12 protein-coding genes are annotated in these 17,211 nt (G+C 70.4%); 5 read left to right on the forward strand and 7 right to left on the reverse strand.

The features are described 5' to 3' along the window. Window positions 1-98: 98 nt before the first annotated feature. The 3 genes from ACTWQJ_RS00200 to ACTWQJ_RS00210 all read right to left on the reverse strand — a co-directional run bounded on the left by ACTWQJ_RS00200 (window position 99) and on the right by ACTWQJ_RS00210 (window position 3,587). A complete protein-coding gene (locus ACTWQJ_RS00200; RefSeq protein ID WP_443304549.1) occupies window positions 99-965 on the reverse strand; it encodes a hypothetical protein in 867 nt (288 codons plus the stop codon). A gap of 193 nt (window positions 966-1,158) precedes the next feature. After that, the gene (locus ACTWQJ_RS00205) at window positions 1,159-2,262 is read right to left on the reverse strand and encodes a metallophosphoesterase (RefSeq protein ID WP_443304550.1); all 1,104 of its coding nucleotides are present in this window, start codon (window positions 2,260-2,262) and stop codon (window positions 1,159-1,161) included. A 212-nt stretch (window positions 2,263-2,474) separates the two neighbouring features. After that, window positions 2,475-3,587, reverse strand: a complete 1,113-nt coding sequence (locus ACTWQJ_RS00210; protein WP_443304551.1) for a LacI family DNA-binding transcriptional regulator — start codon at window positions 3,585-3,587, stop codon at window positions 2,475-2,477. Window positions 3,588-4,044: 457 nt separating this feature from the next. On the opposite strand from ACTWQJ_RS00210, the gene hisC reads away from it, so the two are divergent. The 5 genes from hisC to ACTWQJ_RS00235 all read left to right on the forward strand — a co-directional run bounded on the left by hisC (window position 4,045) and on the right by ACTWQJ_RS00235 (window position 12,637). Next, window positions 4,045-5,124 (forward strand): histidinol-phosphate transaminase, encoded by a 1,080-nt coding sequence (gene hisC, locus ACTWQJ_RS00215; protein ID WP_443304552.1) that lies wholly within the window; start codon window positions 4,045-4,047, stop codon window positions 5,122-5,124. Between the two features lie 174 nt (window positions 5,125-5,298). After that, a complete protein-coding gene (locus ACTWQJ_RS00220) occupies window positions 5,299-6,804 on the forward strand; it encodes a cytochrome ubiquinol oxidase subunit I (protein ID WP_443304553.1) in 1,506 nt (501 codons plus the stop codon). Window positions 6,805-6,824: 20 nt separating this feature from the next. Beyond that, window positions 6,825-7,844, forward strand: a complete 1,020-nt coding sequence (gene cydB / locus ACTWQJ_RS00225) for a cytochrome d ubiquinol oxidase subunit II (protein ID WP_443304554.1) — start codon at window positions 6,825-6,827, stop codon at window positions 7,842-7,844. Between the two features lie 78 nt (window positions 7,845-7,922). Further along, window positions 7,923-11,417 (forward strand): thiol reductant ABC exporter subunit CydD, encoded by a 3,495-nt coding sequence (gene cydD, locus ACTWQJ_RS00230; RefSeq protein ID WP_443304555.1) that lies wholly within the window; start codon window positions 7,923-7,925, stop codon window positions 11,415-11,417. Between the two features lie 161 nt (window positions 11,418-11,578). Further along, window positions 11,579-12,637: a M23 family metallopeptidase gene (locus ACTWQJ_RS00235; protein WP_443304556.1), complete on the forward strand. Its 1,059-nt coding sequence runs from the start codon at window positions 11,579-11,581 to the stop codon at window positions 12,635-12,637. A gap of 69 nt (window positions 12,638-12,706) precedes the next feature. Here ACTWQJ_RS00235 and ACTWQJ_RS00240 read toward each other — a convergent pair whose 3' ends face one another. The 4 genes from ACTWQJ_RS00240 to ACTWQJ_RS00255 all read right to left on the reverse strand — a co-directional run bounded on the left by ACTWQJ_RS00240 (window position 12,707) and on the right by ACTWQJ_RS00255 (window position 17,179). Further along, the gene (locus tag ACTWQJ_RS00240) at window positions 12,707-13,597 is read right to left on the reverse strand and encodes a Cof-type HAD-IIB family hydrolase (protein WP_443304557.1); all 891 of its coding nucleotides are present in this window, start codon (window positions 13,595-13,597) and stop codon (window positions 12,707-12,709) included. Between the two features lie 76 nt (window positions 13,598-13,673). Further along, on the reverse strand, window positions 13,674-14,576 hold the full coding sequence (locus tag ACTWQJ_RS00245) for an LLM class flavin-dependent oxidoreductase (protein WP_443304558.1): 903 nt from the start codon (window positions 14,574-14,576) through the stop codon (window positions 13,674-13,676). 138 nt (window positions 14,577-14,714) lie between these two features. After that, window positions 14,715-15,263, reverse strand: coding sequence for an RNA 2'-phosphotransferase (locus ACTWQJ_RS00250; RefSeq protein WP_443304559.1), 549 nt, complete (start codon window positions 15,261-15,263; stop codon window positions 14,715-14,717). 158 nt (window positions 15,264-15,421) lie between these two features. Further along, complete coding sequence (locus tag ACTWQJ_RS00255; protein ID WP_443304560.1) at window positions 15,422-17,179, reverse strand: SDR family oxidoreductase; 1,758 nt, start codon at window positions 17,177-17,179, stop codon at window positions 15,422-15,424. Window positions 17,180-17,211: the final 32 nt, after the last annotated feature.

Below are 17,211 nucleotides of genomic sequence, written 5' to 3' on the forward strand. Positions count from 1 at the left end.
CCACGGTGGGTGGCCCGTGCGGTCGGCATGGCCATGCACAGCCGCACGTACAGCGGGGTTCGGCTTGCGCTCCCCTGGGTGGGGGCGCAAGCCGAGGATTACTCCGGCTGGTGCTCGGGCCCCCCGAACTCCGGGCTCGTGTAGTCCGGGCTCGTGAAGCTCGGGCGCGAGCCCGATTCCGGGCCGTCGCCGGGGCTGGTGAAGCCCGGGCGGTCGTAGCCGAGGTGCGGGATGCGACTGGTCGGCGCCGACGGGGCCGTATGGTGCAGTGCAGCCGGGCCGGGGTCGGCGAGCGCCTCGCGCAGAAACGGCAGGATGCCGTTCTCCAGCAGGGCCTCGTGCCAGGCTTCCCTGGCCTTGGCCACCTCGCCGCTGAGCTCGCCGTACGGACCGGCCTCCAGCGAGGGCCGGTTGCGCAGTGCGGTGAGCAGCAGCCCGACGGCGGCGACCAGGATCGCGACCGCGGTGACGGCGCCGAACACCCACCCGGTGGTGAGCATGGTCTCGGCGAACGCCGGCTCGGGGTCCAGCATCTTCAGGATGTAGCCGACGAGCAGGAAGATCGCCGCGGCCGTTCCGGCCAGGACAGGGGCGAGGACCGCGACGATGGCGACGGCACCCGCGCCGGCGGTTTCGGCGACCTCTCCCATGGTGGTGGCGAGCCCCACCGCGCCCGTGCCGGGCTCCGCGGAGCCGGATTCGCGAGTGGACGACGGGGTGGACGGCGCCGGGCGGCGCAGTTCCTCGCGGACCTTCACGTAGTGCTGGTACTCGGTCGCCGCGGCCGCCGTGATGAATGCGGAGGCGTTGAGCGCCATGGTGCGCAGCTGTTCGGGGTTGAGCCGCTGTCCGACAGCGGCCAGTTCCGGGCGTTGTGGTGCGGAGCGCAGCGCCTCATCGAGGATCCGCTCGTATTCCTGGCGGTCCTCGCTCAACAGGTGCTGCGGAACGCTGTTCATGTGCATCCCCCGATGCTCCGTAGGGCTGGTGGCTCGCACGCTGACGAGCCGTTGGGCAGAAACGGAGGGGAGCCTGCTACGGATAAGCCGATGGTAGAGCGGTGACGGTGCGCCGTGACAGGGGGTTTCCAGAAATTGGGCCCTGGCCTGCGCCGTCGTGCGCCGGTCCGCCGTCGCGGTACGCCTGCCCGGTAAACCCTCAGATATCCAGGGGAAGTTGCTGGACCAGTAGCTTTCCAGCCATGGTCACTCCGCCGTCCATGGCGATGGCGAGGCCGTCGGCGTAGACATGCGGTCCCTCGACCACGGGACCGGAGCTGTCCTCGCCGTCCTCGGAGCCGACCTCGCCCAGCAGATACGGAATGGGGCTGTGGCCGTGAACGATGCGGGTGCCGCCGTACGTATCGAGGAGGGAGCGTACGGCGTCGGCGCCGCCCTCGTCGCGGAAGGAGAAGCGCTTGGTGAACTTGCGGAACAGGTCCCAGACTTCGTCCGCGTCGTTACGGGTGAGGGTCTCACGGACGTTGTCGTTGACTTCCTCGATGGAGTTGCCGTACTCGAGGTAGGCAGTGGTGTCCGAGTGGACGAGTAGATGGCCGTCGACCTCCTCGACGGCGTCGAGGCGGGCCATCCACTGCAGATGGTGGTCCTGGAGGCGGTCCATGTCGGTCTTCTGACCGCCGTTGAGCAGCCAGGCCGCCTGGAAGGTGGCGGTGCCCGCGCCGGAGTTGACGGGGGTGTCGCCGAATCGCTTGGCGCCGAGCAGCAGCAGTTCGTGGTTGCCCATCAGGGCCTTGCAGTAGCCGCCGGCCGCGGCGGCCTCGGCGGACAGCCGCATCACGAGGTCGATGACGCCGATGCCGTCCGGACCGCGGTCGGTGAAGTCGCCGAGGAACCACAGCCGGGCGGTGCCGGCGCACCACTGGCCGGCGGCGTCGATGAGGCCCTTCTCCCGCAGGGCGGCCACCAGCTCCTCGAGGTAGCCGTGGACGTCGCCCACGACGTAGAGGGGGCCGGGGCCGGTGCCGGGCTGCGGGGCCGGCGTGGGAGCGGGCGCGGGGTCGACGGTCACCTGAAGCGTGTCACCCCGACGGATGACGGGCAGATCGCGCTCCGTGGGGGTGTACCCCTCCGGGTGGTCGACCGGCTCCGCGACGGGGCTGATGGCCTCGCCGGGATGCGTGCTGTGGACGTACGGACCGGTCTCGTGCACGTACGCGGGCACCCGGAAGTCGCGCAGCGTCGCCGTCCGCTCCACCTCGGGTCCCTGACCGGCCCCCTGAGTCATCGACCCCTCCACCATCGCGCCGCATCTGCACCGCTTCGGACTGCCTGGTCGCAGCGGCCCGCGGTGTCGTGGGCCCATCATAGGAATGCGGATCGCGCTGTGTGATGACCCAGGGGTAGTGAATCGGAGCAAGACTCCAGTTCACCGCGGCTTTCGCCCCGATTGGGCAGGGCTTTGCCCGCCTGGTGACCGCCCCGCGCCGACCCCCTCCCGGGTGACCGCCCGCTCTACCCGTTGTCGGGCGACCGCGGCGGGCTGACCGTCGTGCGCGGGGAACGCCGCTGCGACGAGGTCCGCACGATCAGCTCGGTCGGTATCACCTGCTCGACCGGACGGTCCGATTCCACGCCCTCGATGGCGTCGATGAGCAGCTGGACCACGGCCGTGCCGATGCGGCGCGGCTTCAGGGAGAGTGTGGTGATGGCCGGCTCGGTGTTGGCGTACACGGTGGACTCGCTGCAGCAGACCAGCAGCAGATCGTCCGGTACGCGCAGTCCGTAGCGGCGGGCGGCGGCGAGCAGGTCGGTGCCGTTCGGGTCGAACAGGCCGTAGACGGCGTCCGGTCGGTCGGGGCGGGCCAGCAGCCGGTCGGCGGCGACGGCGCCCGCGCACGGGTCGTGCGCCGGGTAGGCCTCGTAGACCGGGTCCTGGCCGACGCGTTCGCACCAGTGCAGATACGCCGTGGTGGACAGGTGTGTGTACGTGTCGGTCGTGGTGCCGGTCAGCAGGCCGATGCGCCGGGCGCCTGCTTCGGCCAGGTGGTCGAGGATGCCGAGGACGGCGGCCTCGTGGTCGTTGTCGACCCAGGCCGTGACCGGGAGCGTGCCGGCCGGCCTGCCGTCGGAGACGACCGGGAGACCCTGCCGGACCAGTTCGCTGACGACCGGGTCCTGGTCGGACGGGTCGATGACGACGGTGCCGTCGAGGGCGACGTTCGACCACACGTCGTGACGCGAGGTCGCGGGCAGGATGACGAGGGCGTAGCCACGGGCGAGCGCGGCGGAGGTGGCGGCGCGGGCCATCTCGGCGAAGTACGCGAACTCGGTGAAGGTGAAAGGTTCATCCCCGTATGTCGTCACGGTCAGACCGATCAGTCCGGACTTGCCGGTACGGAGGGTGCGGGCGGCGGCCGAGGGGCGGTACCCCAGTCGGTCGGCGACCTCGCGGACATGGCGTCGGGTGGCGTCGGGGAGCCGGCCCTTGCCGTTGAGGGCGTCGGAGACGGTCGTGATGGAGACCCCGGCGGCGGCGGCCACGTCTCTGATGCCCGCCCGGCCCGGCCGGCTGCCTCGACGTGAGGTTTCCGCGCGGCTCACCTGGTGCTTCCCTGCTGCTGTCATGGCGAGCCGATAGTAGGGCTCACGTGGTGGGGTAGTGCGGACGCATATGCACCTGTTGACAGGCACGTTTCTGCAAGGTCATCCAGTGTCAAATGCCTTGGAATACAAGGGAGTTGGCTCATCCTGTTGCAGTACTTGACTTGTCGGAGCGCACAAGCCTGCCAAGTGGTCGATGTTTCGAAGAGGTCTCAACTCACCTGCACGGGTGATGCGCGCTACGGCGTGAGCCACCGGCGCGTAGATATATGTGCAGCACGCCCCCCGATTCACACCCTTCATACGATGATGCCCCTGATGCCAGTGGGACAGATGAGGTTCGTCCGACGCACCCGGAGGCCGCCCGCGGAGGGCGCGCAGTTGTGCCGGGCCATACGCAGCCGCGCCGAATCCTCATAAGGTGAGAAGCATTGGAAGCCGGCGGCAGTCAGGGCTGCCGGTGGTCGCGAGGAGGACTGCGGTGAGCGAGACGAGCCCGAAGCTGCGCGCCGAGTTGGAGGGGATCCCCACCTACAAGCCGGGCAAGCCGGCCGCGGCCGGCGGCCCCGTGGCCTACAAGCTGTCCTCCAACGAGAACCCCTATCCGCCGCTGCCCGGCGTGATGGAGGCCGTGACGGCGGCGGCCTCGTCCTTCAACCGCTACCCGGACCTGGCCTGCACGGACCTGATGAACGAGCTGTCCGACCGGTTCGGCGTCCCTGTCTCGCATCTGGCCACCGGCACCGGCTCGGTCGGTGTCGCCCAGCAGTTGATCCAGGCCACCAGCGGCCCCGGTGACGAGGTGATCTATGCGTGGCGCTCCTTCGAGGCGTACCCGATCATCACGCAGATCAGCGGTGCGACGTCCGTGCAGGTGCCGCTGACGCCGGGCGCGGTGCACGACCTGGACGCGATGGCGGACGCGATCACGGACCGGACCCGCCTGGTCATCGTCTGCAACCCCAACAACCCCACGGGCACCGTCGTCCGACGGGCCGAGCTGGAGCGCTTCATCGACCGGGTGCCGAGCGACGTGGTCGTCGTGCTCGACGAGGCGTACCGCGAGTTCATCCGCGATCCCGAGGTGCCGGACGGTGTCGAGCTGTACCGGAACCGGCCCAACGTCTGTGTCCTGCGGACGTTCTCGAAGGCGTACGGGCTGGCCGGCCTGCGCGTCGGCTTCGCCATCGCCCACGAGCCGGTCGCGGCGGCGCTGCGCAAGACGGCTGTGCCGTTCGGGGTGAGCCGGATTGCGCAGGAGGCGGCGATCGCCTCGCTGCGCGCCGAGGACGAGCTGCTGGGCCGGGTCGGTTCGCTGGTCTGTGAGCGCAACCGGGTGGTCGACGGGCTGCGCGGACAGGGCTGGACGCTGCCCGAGTCCCAGGCCAACTTCGTGTGGCTGCCGCTGGGGGAGCGCGCGGTCGCCTTCACGGAGGCCTGTGAGGCGGCAGGTGTGGTCGTACGGCCGTTCCCCGGTGAGGGTGTGCGGGTGACGGTCGGGGAGACCGAGGCGAACGACATCCTCCTGAAGGTGGCGGAAGGGTTCCGCAAGGAGTTCTAGGCGGTCGCCGACGGTGTTGAACGGGCTCGCGAGGTGGCTCTCGCCGCTTCGCGAGCCCGGCGTAGGTCCGTAGGGGACCCCCCTTCGAGGCATCGAAAGCCAGTGCGCCATAATTGCTTGTGAATGTGAACGCGTTCACAAGCGCCCCCCCACGGCGACGTAAGGAGAGACGACGTGGAATTGGCTTTGGCGCCGGAGACGCTGGCGCGCTGGCAGTTCGGCATCACCACCGTCTACCACTTCCTGTTCGTCCCTCTGACGATCTCGCTCGCTGCCCTCACGGCCGGCCTGCAGACCGCGTGGGTGCGTACGGAGAAGGAGAAGTACCTCAAGGCGACCAAGTTCTGGGGCAAGCTCTTCCTGATCAACATCGCGATGGGTGTCGTCACCGGCATCGTGCAGGAGTTCCAGTTCGGCATGAACTGGTCCGACTACTCGCGCTTCGTCGGCGATGTCTTCGGTGCTCCCCTCGCCTTCGAGGCCCTGATCGCCTTCTTCTTCGAGTCCACCTTCATCGGGCTGTGGATCTTCGGCTGGGACAAGCTGCCGAAGAAGATCCACCTGGCCTGCATCTGGATGGTCTCGATCGGCACGCTTCTGTCGGCGTACTTCATCCTCGCGGCCAACTCCTGGATGCAGCACCCGGTCGGCTACCGGATCAACGAGGAGAAGGGCCGCGCCGAGCTCACCGACTTCTGGCTGGTCCTCACCCAGAACACGACCCTCAACCAGGTCTTCCACAGCTTCTCGGCCGCCTTCCTGACGGGTGGCGCCTTCATGGTGGGCATCGCCGCCTTCCACCTGATGCGCAAGAAGCACATCCCGGTGATGCGGACGTCGCTCCGGCTCGGCCTGGTCACTCTGGCGGTCGGCGGTGTGCTCACCGCGGTCAGCGGGGACACCCTCGGCAAGGTCATGTACGAGCAGCAGCCGATGAAGATGGCCGCCGCCGAGGCCCTGTGGGAGGGCGAGAGCCCGGCACCGTTCTCCGTCTTCGCGTACGGGGACGTCGACAAGGGGCACAACAAGGTCGCCCTGGAGATACCCGGGCTGCTGTCCTTCCTGGCCCACAGCGACTTCGAGTCGTATGTGCCCGGCATCCACGACACCAACAAGGCCCTGCAGGAGAAGTTCGGGCCGGGTGACTACAAGCCCATCGTCCCCGTCGCCTACTGGGGCTTCCGGTGGATGATCGGCTTCGGCATGGCGTCCCTCTCCCTGGGCCTGCTGGGGCTGTGGCTCACGCGGAAGAAGTTCCTGCTGCCGGCCGCCCTGCGGACCGAGGAGGACGAGGTGCCGCATCTGGTGCTGCTGAAGAAGCCGCTCGGGTCGAGGCTCACCCGGCTGTACTGGCTGCTCGCCCTCTGGACGATGGCGTTTCCGCTGATCGCCAACGCCTGGGGCTGGATCTTCACCGAGATGGGCCGTCAGCCGTGGGTCGTCTACGGCCTGTTCCAGACCCGCGACGCGGTCTCCCCCGGTGTCTCCACGGGCGAAGTGCTCACCTCGATGATCGTCTTCACGACGCTCTACGCGATCCTCGCCGTGATCGAGGTCAAGCTGCTCGCGAAGTACGTCAAGGCCGGCCCGCCCGAGCTGACCGAGGCCGACCTCAACCCGCCCACGAAGATCGGCGGCGACTCCCGTGACGCCGACAAGCCGATGGCCTTCTCGTACTAGGCCGAGGGAGCTGCACAGTCATGGAACTGCACGACGTCTGGTTCGTCCTGATCGCCGTCCTGTGGATCGGCTACTTCTTCCTCGAGGGCTTCGACTTCGGGGTCGGCGTCCTCACCAAGCTGCTCGCCCGCAACCGGCCCGAGAAGCGGGTGCTGATCAACACGATCGGGCCGGTCTGGGACGGCAACGAGGTGTGGCTGCTCTCGGCCGGCGGCGCGACCTTCGCCGCCTTCCCCGAGTGGTACGCCACGCTCTTCTCGGGCTTCTACCTGCCTCTGCTGCTCATCCTGGTCTGCCTGATCGTCCGGGGTGTCGCCTTCGAGTACCGGGCCAAGCGGTCCGAGGAGAACTGGCAGCGCAACTGGGAGAACGCGATCTTCTGGTGCTCGCTGATCCCCGCGTTCCTGTGGGGCGTGGCCTTCGGCAACATCGTTCACGGCGTGAAGATTGACCAAGACTTCGAGTACGTCGGAAATCTCTGGGACCTGCTCAATCCGTACGCGCTTCTCGGCGGCCTCGTGACGCTGACGCTGTTCACCTTCCACGGTGCGGTGTTCACGGCGCTCAAGACGGTCGGGGAGATTCGGGAGCGGGCACGGAAGCTGGCGCTCCAGGTCGGTCTCCTCACGGCCGGACTGGCCACGGTGTTCCTGCTCTGGACCCAGGTTGACAGCGGGGACGGCAAGAGCCTCGTCGCGATGATCGTGGCGGTCGCCGCCCTGGTCGCGGCGCTGGTGGCGAACCAGGCCGGGCGTGAGGGCTGGGCGTTCGCACTGTCCGGCGTCACCCTCGTGGCCGCCGTCGCGATGCTCTTCCTGTCGCTCTTCCCCGACGTCATGCCGTCTTCGCTCAATGAGGAGTGGAGTCTCACGGTCACCAACGCCTCGTCGAGCCCGTACACCCTGAAGATCATGACCTGGTGCGCGGGCGTCGCCGCGCCGATCGTCGTGCTGTACCAGTCGTGGACCTACTGGGTGTTCCGTAAGCGGATCGGAACACAGCACATCGCCGCGGATGCTGCCGCTGGATCCGCGCACTGAGTCCGACAGGGTCATGTTTCACGTGAAACATGACCCTTGATACCCCTTCAGGCCTCTTGAGAAGAGGGTGTGTTTCACGTGAAACCGATCGACCCGCGACTGCTCCGATACGCCCGCGCCACCCGGTTCTTCCTGGTGGCGGTCGTCGGCCTGGGTGCCGTCGGTGCCGGGTTGGTCATCGCGCAGGCGATGCTGATCGCCGAGACGGTGGTCGGTGCGTTCCAGCGCGGCATGTCCGTCGCCGAACTGCGCACTCCCCTGCTGCTGTTGGTGGCCGTCGCCTGTGGCCGCGCGCTGATCTCCTGGCTCACGGAGCTCGCCGCGCACCGGGCGAGCGCGGCGGTGAAGTCGGAGCTTCGGGGGCGGCTGCTGGAGCGCTCCGCCCAACTGGGGCCGGGATGGCTGAGCGGACAGCGCACTGGATCGCTGGTCGCCCTCGCCACGCGCGGAGTCGACGCCCTCGACGACTACTTCTCGCGCTATCTGCCGCAGTTGGGGCTCGCGGTGGTCGTTCCCGTGGCGGTGCTCGCCCGGATCGTCACCGAGGACTGGGTCTCCGCCGCCATCATCGTCGGCACACTGCCGCTCATCCCCGTCTTCATGATGCTGATCGGCTGGGCCACCCAGTCCCGGATGGACCGTCAGTGGCGGCTGCTGTCCCGGTTGTCCGGGCACTTCCTGGACGTGGTCGCCGGGCTTCCGACCCTGAAGGTGTTCGGAAGGGCCAAGGCGCAGGCCGAGTCGATCCGGCGTATCACCGGCGAGTACCGGCAGGCGACGATGCGGACGCTGCGGATCGCGTTCCTGTCGTCGTTCGCGCTGGAGTTGCTCGCCACGATCTCGGTCGCGCTGGTCGCCGTGACCATCGGCATGCGGCTCGTGCACGGCAACATGGATCTGTACATCGGCCTGGTCATCCTGATCCTCGCGCCGGAGGCGTATCTGCCGTTGCGGCAGGTGGGCGCGCAGTACCACGCGGCGGCCGAGGGACTGGCCGCGGCCGAGGAGATCTTCGCGGTTCTGGAGACTCCGGCCCCGGCGTCGGGAACCAGGGTCGTGCCGACGGGCGCGGCGGCCTTCGAGGGCGTGACGGTCCGGTATCCGGGCCGCACCGCCGAGGCCGTGTCCGATGCGACCTTCGCCGTCGAGCCCGGGGAGACCGTCGCGCTCGTCGGGCCGAGCGGCGTGGGCAAGTCGACGCTGCTGAACGTACTGCTGGGGTTCGTGCGGCCGACCGAGGGCCGGGTGCGGGTCGGGGGAGTCGATCTCACCGAGGCCGACCTGGAGCAGTGGCGGTCGCGCATCGCCTGGGTGCCGCAGCGGCCGCACCTGTACGCCGGGACGATCGCCGAGAACGTACGGCTCGCCCGGCTCGACGCGGACGACGCAGCCGTACGGCAGGCGCTTCAGGACGCGGGAGCGCTCACGTTCGTGGACGCCCTCCCTCAGGGTGTCGAGACCGTACTGGGCGAGGACGGGGCCGGGCTGAGTGCCGGGCAGCGGCAGCGGCTCGCGCTGGCGCGGGCCTTCCTCGCCGACCGGCCTGTGCTGCTGCTCGACGAACCGACCGCCGCGCTCGACGGAGCGACCGAGGCCGAGGTGGTCGAGGCGGTGCGGCGACTGGCGGCAGGCCGGACCGTTCTGCTGGTGGTGCACCGGCCGGCGCTGCTGGACGTGGCGGACCGGGTGGTGCGGCTCGAGGAGCCACCCCTCGCCTCGCGCGTGGAAACCGGGCCCCGGGCGTCCGTGGCGCGTCCGATCGAGTCCGCCCCGGCATCCTGGGCCGCGCAGGAGGAGCCCGCGTCCGAACCCGCGGCGCACAGCGGCGGCATACTCGCCCGCGTCCGGGCCATGTCCTGGGCCCGGCGCGGCCGGCTCAGACTCGCCCTTCTGCTCGGCAGCCTCGCGCTGGGCAGCGCCGTCGGGCTGATGGCCACGTCCGGATGGCTCATCTCCCGGGCCTCGCAGCAGCCGCCCGTGCTGTATCTGATGGTCGCCGTGACGGCCACGCGGGCCTTCGGGATCGGTCGGGCGGTGTTCCGGTACGCGGAGCGGCTCGTGTCGCACGACGCCGTGCTGCGGATGCTGGCCGACACCCGGGTCGCCGTGTACCGCCGACTGGAGCGGCTCGCGCCCGCCGGGCTGCGCCGGGCCCGACGGGGCGATCTGCTGTCGCGGCTCGTGTCCGACGTGGACGCCCTGCAGGACTACTGGCTGCGGTGGCTGCTCCCGGCCGGCGCCGCGGTCGCCGTCTCCGCGGCCTCCGTCGGCTTCACCGCCTGGCTGCTGCCCGAGGCCGGGGCCGTGCTCGCCGTCGGGCTGCTCGCGGCCGGGGCCGGCGTCCCGCTGGTCACCGGCGCCGTGGCGCGGCGGGCGGAGCGCAGGCTGGCCCCCGCCCGAGGGGTGCTCGCGACCCGCGTGGCGGACCTGCTCACCGGCACCGCGGAGCTCACCGTCGCCGGGGCGCTGCCCGCCCGTACCGCCGAGACCCGGCGGGCCGACGCGACACTCACCCGAATCACCTCGCGCGCCGCCACCGCCACCGCCCTGGGCGACGGACTCACCGCGCTGATCTCCGGCCTGACCGTCGCCGGAGCCGCCCTGGTGGGCGTCCAGGCGGTCGCCGACGCACGGCTGAGCGGCGTGGCGCTGGCCGTGGTCGTTCTCACCCCGCTGGCCGCCTTCGAGGCCGTGCTCGGGATGCCGCTCGCGGTGCAGTTCCGGCAGCGGGTGTGCAGGAGCGCCGAGCGTGTCCACGAGGTGCTGGACGCCCCCGAGCCGGTACGCGAACCGGAGCAGCCCCGGCAGGCGCCCGCGTCGCCGTTCCCGCTCGTCCTCAAGGGCGTGGCCGCCCGGCACGCGGGACAGGACCGGGACGCGCTCGCGGGGCTCGACCTGACGCTCGACAAGGGGCGCCGCATCGCGGTGGTCGGCCCGTCCGGGGCCGGCAAGACGACGCTGGCGCAGGTACTGCTGCGGTTCCTGGACGCGCACGCAGGCTCGTACACGCTGGCCGGCGTCGACGCGTACGCCCTGGACAGCGACGACGTACGGCGGCTGGTCGGACTGTGTGCGCAGGACGCGCACCTCTTCGACAGCTCGGTGCGGGAGAACCTGCTCCTCGCGAAGCGGGACGCGACCGAGGGCGAGCTGCGTGACGCGCTCGCGCGGGCCCGGCTGCTCGACTGGGCCGACGCACTGCCCGAAGGGCTCGACACGCTGGTCGGTGAGTACGGGGCGTGGCTGTCCGGCGGGCAGCGGCAGCGGCTCGCGCTGGCCCGGGCGCTGCTGGCGGACTTCCCTGTCCTGGTCCTCGACGAGCCCGCCGAGCACCTCGACCTGCCGACGGCGGACGCGCTCACCGCCGATCTGCTGGCCGCCACCGAGGGCCGTACGACGCTGTTCATCACGCACCGGCTGGCCGGGCTGGAGACCGTGGACGAGGTGATCGTGCTCGACGAGGGGCGGGTGGTGCAGCGCGGCGCCTACGCGGAGCTGGTCGCCGTGGACGGGCCGCTGCGGGCGCTGGCGACGCGGGAGGCGCAGTCGGAGCTGCTGGTGGGGGTGCGGTAGCAGCGCCGCCCCGCGGTACGCCCCGCACTGACCGACGGGGCGTCAATCCGGTAACCAGCCTCCCTGTTCGGCCGTAGCGCTGCTCCATCCGTGGCCCGTTGGTCCCCCATGCGTACGACTGAGACGGGACGGGGCCGCCCGCGCGGGCCACGATCGCTGACATGCGCTCACCTCGCCGCCGTCCGCTGCTCGTCTCGGTGCTGCTCTGCGCGCTCGCCGTGCTCGCGGCCCGGCCCAGCGAGGAGACCCGGCACAGCCCGGCCGACGGCAGCGGGGACGTCGGCGTCGGCACCGAGGTGGCGCAGCTGTACGAGGACGCGGCCGTGGCCACGCAGCAGTACGAGGAAGGGCGGCGCGAGGCCAAGGTGCAGCGGGCGCGGGCCCAGCGGCTCGAGGGACTCCTCGACCGTGAGCGGCGGGAGATCGCCGTGCTGCGCGAGGACCTGGGCCGGATCGCCCGCGCCCAGTACCGCACCGGCGGGGACCTGCCCCTCACCGCGCGCATGATCCTCGCGGACAACCCCGAGGAGTTGATGCGAGGTCAGCATGCCGTATGGCAGGCGGACCTCGTCGTCAACAACGCGATCGACAAGAGCCGCCGCGCGGAGACCCGGCTCGCGGCGGACGAGGCGAGGGCCGCGGCGGCCTGGCGGGACCTGAAGAAACGGAACGCCGAACTCGCCAGGATGAAGAAGGGGATCGAGCAGAAACTGGAAGAGGCCCGTTGGCGGTTGCAGGGGCAGGCGAACGCCTCGGCCAGGGCGGGCACCTGTCGTGGTGCGGTGCGGCTCGACCAGCCGAAGGATTCCTTCTCACGCACCTGGGTCGCACCGGTGGAGACATACGTGCTGTCCGCCGGGTTCGGCACCGGTGGTACGCGATGGGCGAACCGGCACACGGGGCAGGACTTCGCGGTGCCGATCGGTACGCCGGTGCGGGCGGTCGGTGAGGGCAGGGTGGTGAGAGCGTCGTGCGGGGGCGCCTTCGGGATCGAGATCGTGATCGAGCACCCGGGCGGCTACTACACGCAGTACGCGCATCTCGCCTCGGTTGCCGTCGACCAGGGGGACCGTGTACTGCCGGGGCAGTGGATCGGGCAGTCGGGCAACACCGGCAACTCGACCGGCCCGCACCTGCACTTCGAGGTGCGGGTCGCCCCCGAGCTGGGTTCAGGGGTGGATCCGGTGCGGTGGCTGGCCGCACGGGGTGTGGATCTGTGACCCGGTGGAGGTGCCGCCCGTCCGAGCCGCCGAGCATCCCGAGCGGATGCCGGCGGTGCGGGACAGCTGCTACACCCGCTGCGCCAGCAGCTGCTCGATCACGACCGCGACCCCGTCCTCGTTGTTCGCGACCGTCCGCCCCGAGGCCGCGGCAATCACGTCCGGGTGGGCGTTGCCCATGGCGTACGACTGGCCCGCCCATGTGAGCATCTCGACGTCGTTGGGCATGTCACCGAAGGCGACGACCTCCTCGTGCGAGATGCCGCGCTCGGCACAGCACAAGGCGAGTGTGCTGGCCTTGGAGACACCCGGCCCACTGATCTCCAGCAGGGCGCTGGGACTGGAGCGGGTGACGTTGGCGCGATCGCCGATGGCGAGCCGGGCGAGGGTGAGGAAGGCGTCCGGGTCGATCTCGGGGTGATAGGCGAGGATCTTGAGCACCGGCTCGTCGGCGCCGGGCGCGTCGGGTGCCAGGAGCCGCTCGGCCGGAGCGAGCATGTCCGGCGTCTCCATGTGCAGCTTCGGATAGGCGGGCTCCTGGTAGAAGCCGTACGTCTGCTCGACGGCGTACACGGTGCCCGGGGCCGCGTCGCGCAGCAGCCGTACGGCGTCCAGGGCGTTCTCCCGTGCAAGCTCCCGGACCTTCACGAACCGGTGGGTGCCGGGGCCGCCGTGCAGGTCGACCACCGCGGCACCGTTGCCGCAGATCGCCAGGCCATGACCGTGGACATGGTCGCTGACGACGTCCATCCAGCGGGCCGGGCGGCCGGTGACGAAGAAGACCTCGATGCCCGCGTCCTCGGCGGCCGCGAGGGCGGCGACCGTGCGCGGCGACACCGACTTGTCGTCCCGCAGCAGCGTGCCGTCGAGGTCGGTGGCGATCAGCCGGGGCGGAACCATGGGGGAAGCCGGGGTCTCGGGCTGTCGAGTCGCTGAGGTCACCGCGCCATTCTCGCGCATATGCCCGCACCGGCGTGCAGGAGTCCGCATGGGTGAGTGAATACCGCCCTCACCTGTGCCGTTACGATCGGCGGGCTCAGCCCAACTGAGCCGGTGCCTCCATGGCGATCTGCTCGAAGACCTTGTCTTCCGCGGCGAAGTCCGAGTCGGGGATGGGCCAGTGGATCACGATCTCGGTGAAGCCCAGCTCCTGGTGCCGTCCCGCGAAGTCCACGAACGCGTCGAGGGACTGCAACGGCCGGCCACGGTCCGGGGTGAAACCGGTGAGCAGGATCCTGTCCATCGCCGAGGCGTCGCGGCCGATCTCGGCGCACGCGTCGGCGAGCTTCTCGGCCTGCCTGCGAATAGCCTGAACCGACTGCTCGGGTGTGCCGTTCTCGTACAGCTTGGGATCGCCGGTGGTCACCCACGCCTGCCCGTAGCGCGCCGCGAGCCGCAGCCCGCGCGGGCCGGTGGCGGCCACTGCGAAGGGCAGCCGGGGGCGCTGCACACAGCCCGGGATGTTGCGTGCCTCGTGCGCCGAGTAGAAGTCGCCCTCGTACGACACCGCGTCCTCGGTCAGCAGCCGGTCCAGCAGCGGCACGAACTCGCCGAACCGGTCGGCACGCTCCCGCGGGGTCCAGGGGTCCTGTCCCAGGGCGGTGGCGTCGTAGCCGGTGCCGCCCGCGCCGATGCCGAGCGTGATCCGCCCGCCGGAGATGTCGTCGAGGGAGATCAGCTCCTTGGCGAGGGTCACCGGGTGGCGGAAGTTCGGTGAGGTGACCAGGGTGCCCAGGCGCAGTCGGTCGGTGACGGCCGCGGCGGCGGTCAGCGTCGGCACGGCACCGAACCACGGGCCGTCCCGGAAGCTGCGCCAGGACAGGTGGTCATAGGTAAAGGCACCGTGGAAGCCGAGCTGCTCCGCGCGCTGCCACGTCGTACGGCCTCCCTCATGCCAGCGGCGGTACGGGAGGATCACGGTGCTCAGGCGCAAGGTCATGCCACCGAGCCTAAGCGGCCCGAGCTGTTTCACGTGAAACGCTCACCGTACGCGGCTGCTCAGCCACGGGATGAGCGGGATCATCGGGATCCACTTCTTGTGGGTGCGGTCGCCGGGCATCAGTACGACCAGCGCGGTTCAGTGCGGCTCGGGGAAGTGCAGGTACTGCGGTGGGACGGCCTTCGTCAGCCACACGCCGTTCGCGCTGACCCGGAAGATGTGGCCGTCTCGGTGCATCGCGCCGGCGTCCACCGACAGCACGACGGGACGGCCTCGGCGGGCGCCGACCCGGGTCGCGGTCTCGCGGTCGGCCGAGAGGTGCACGTCATGGCGGTTCATGGGCCTGAGTCCGTCGGCGCGGATCGCGTCCAGGTTGCCGGCCACCGTGCCGTGGTAGAGGTACGACGGCGGGGTCGCCGGGGGCAGTCCGAGGTCCACCTCGACGCTGTGCCCCTGGCTGGCGCGGATCCGTGTGCCCTCGATCGCGAAGCGCTTCTTGTCGTTGGTGGCGACCACGTGGTCGAGTTCCTCCCGGGTGAACCGGAAGCCGTGCGCGGCGGCCGCCGCGATCAGCGTGTCGATCTCGACCCAGCCGCCCTCGTCGAGCGTGAGCCCGATCCGTTCGGGCTGGTGGCGCAGGTGCTTCGAGAGGTACTTCGACACCTTCACGGTGCGTCTTTCATCCATCCCATCAGCGTGCCGGGCGAGACGTGGATCACGCACATGATTTTGCTCGGGATGTTTGATCCACAAGCATGGTGAGTTTTCCACAGGAGAATGGGCGCTCCTGTGGAAAACCGGCCCGGAATCTCACGGGGTGTAGGCGCCTCGTGTCCGGCTCCCGCTCACAACGGCGGTTCCACCCGTGCGATCCTCCGCAACGCCCGAGGCATGAACCGGGCGAGCAGATAGGCGCCGCGTGCCTCGGGCGTCACCGGAACGACCGCCTCGTTGCGGACGACCGCCCGCAGGACGGCGTCGGCGACCTTCTCCGGCGGGTAGTTCCGCAGCCCGTACAGGCGCGCGGACCTCTTCTGACGCCGCTTCTCCTCCTCCGCGTCCACGCCCGCGAACCGAGCCGTGGACGTGATGTTGGTGTTGACGAAGCCGGGGCATATCGCCGTGACGCCGATGCCCTGCCCGGCGAGTTCGGCGCGCAGGCACTCGCTCAGCATCAGCACGGCGGCCTTGGAGGTGCTGTACGCGGGCAGCGCCCTGGAGGGCTGGTACGCCGCTGCCGAGGCGACGTTGACGATGTGGCCGGCCTGCCCGCGCGCGGCCATCTGCCGGCCGAACAGCCGGCAGCCGTGGATCACGCCCCACAGATTGACGTCGAGGACCTTGCGCCAGTCCTCCGTCGTGGTGTCGAGGAAGGGTCCGGCCAGCCCGATTCCGGCGTTGTTCACCAGGACGTCCACCACGCCGTACTCGGTCGCGACCTTCTCCGCGAGCTTCTCCATGGCCTGCTCGTCGGAGACGTCGACGGTCTCCGCCCAGGCCGCCGGAGCCCCGATCCGCCGGGACATCTCCACCGTGCGGGCCGCCCCCTCCGCGTCCCGGTCGACGGCGATCACGCGCGCGCCGGCCTCGGCGAACGCCAACGCCGTGGCCCGCCCGATGCCGCTGCCCGCGCCCGTGACCAGGACGAGCTGACCGCCGAAGCGGTCGGCGTACCGTCCGGTCACCTCGATCACCGGCCTGCCCGACTCGTTCGCCAGCACGAACTCCTCGATCCAGGCGGCCAGCTGATCGGGGCGCGTGCGTGGGATCCAGTGCTTGGCCGGGAGTGTGCGGCGGGTCAACTGAGGGGCCCACCGTTCCAGTTCGTCGTAGAGCTTCTCGGACAGGAACGCGTCCTGCAGGGGCGTGATGAGCTGCACGGGCGCGTGCGCGTACGCGTCCGGGCGGGGCCTGCGCAGCCGGGGCCGTACGTTGTCCCGGTACAGCCACGCCCCGTGCGCCGCGTCGGTGGGCAGCGACGAGGTCGGGTAGTCGCCGCCGGGGAACTTCTCGACGCGTTCCAGGATGCGCGGCCAGTGCTTGCCGAGGGGGCCTCGCCAGGCCAGTTCGGGCAGCACGGGCGTGTGCAGCAGGTACACGTACCAGGACTTGGCGCCCTGGCCCAGGAGCTGGCCGACGCGGCGCGGGGTCGGGCGCTTGACGCGCCGCTGGATCCAGTGGCCGTAGTGGTCCAGCGAAGGACCGGACATCGAGGTGAAGGACGCGATCCGGCCCTCGGTGCGCCGAACGGTGACGAACTCCCAGGACTGCACCGAGCCCCAGTCGTGCCCCACGAGGTGCACCGGACGGTCCGGGCTGACCGCGTCAGCGACGGCGAGGAAGTCGTCCGTCAGTTTCTCCAGAGTGAATCCGCCGCGCAGGGGCTGCGGCGCCGTGGACCGGCCGTGGCCCCGCACGTCGTACAGCACGACGTGGAAGTGCTCGGCGAGGCGGACGGCCACCTCGGACCAGACCTCCTTGCTGTCCGGGTAGCCGTGCACGAGCACGACCGTCGGCTGCTCCGGGTCCCCCAGCTCGGCCACGCACAGCTCGACCCCGCCCGTTCGCACCCGGCGCTCCCGCGCGCCCTTCAGCACCGTCACTTCTCCTCCGCCCAGCGCCTGACGTGCGGCAC

Source organism: Streptomyces sp. KR55 (assembly GCF_052245645.1).
Classification (GTDB): domain Bacteria; phylum Actinomycetota; class Actinomycetes; order Streptomycetales; family Streptomycetaceae; genus Streptomyces; species Streptomyces flavusporus.

Coding starts and splice junctions, on each gene's coding strand:
- cydB (WP_443304554.1), top strand. CDS start 6,825: ATGGAACTGCACGACGTCTGGTTCGTCCTGATCGCCGTCCTGTGGATC.
- ACTWQJ_RS00200 (WP_443304549.1), bottom strand. CDS start 965: ATGCACATGAACAGCGTTCCGCAGCACCTGTTGAGCGAGGACCGCCAG.
- ACTWQJ_RS00210 (WP_443304551.1), bottom strand. CDS start 3,587: ATGACAGCAGCAGGGAAGCACCAGGTGAGCCGCGCGGAAACCTCACGT.
- ACTWQJ_RS00235 (WP_443304556.1), top strand. CDS start 11,579: ATGCGCTCACCTCGCCGCCGTCCGCTGCTCGTCTCGGTGCTGCTCTGC.
- ACTWQJ_RS00205 (WP_443304550.1), bottom strand. CDS start 2,262: ATGGTGGAGGGGTCGATGACTCAGGGGGCCGGTCAGGGACCCGAGGTG.
- ACTWQJ_RS00245 (WP_443304558.1), bottom strand. CDS start 14,576: ATGACCTTGCGCCTGAGCACCGTGATCCTCCCGTACCGCCGCTGGCAT.
- ACTWQJ_RS00240 (WP_443304557.1), bottom strand. CDS start 13,597: ATGCGCGAGAATGGCGCGGTGACCTCAGCGACTCGACAGCCCGAGACC.
- ACTWQJ_RS00250 (WP_443304559.1), bottom strand. CDS start 15,263: ATGGATGAAAGACGCACCGTGAAGGTGTCGAAGTACCTCTCGAAGCAC.